Here is a 244-nt window from a genome sequence, read left to right as displayed (position 1 = left end):
AGTCATCATGGCCCTTACGAGTAGGGCTACACACGTGCTACAATGGCGCATACAGAGGGCGGCCAACTTGCGAAAGTGAGCGAATCCCAAAAAGTGCGTCGTAGTCCGGATTGGAGTCTGCAACTCGACTCCATGAAGTCGGAATCGCTAGTAATCGTGGATCAGAATGCCACGGTGAATACGTTCCCGGGCCTTGTACACACCGCCCGTCACACCATGGGAGTGGGCTGCAAAAGAAGTGGGT

At 54.5% G+C, this 244-nt stretch carries 1 rRNA gene; it reads left to right on the top strand.

The window, feature by feature from the left end:
* A 16S ribosomal RNA gene (locus tag AC5O63_RS22480) occupies nt 1-244 on the top strand; the annotation flags it as partial.

The organism is Vibrio sp. SCP2, assembly GCF_059295395.1.
Note: the sequence above shows the minus strand (reverse complement) of the source record. Positions and strands in the feature narration are given on the sequence as shown.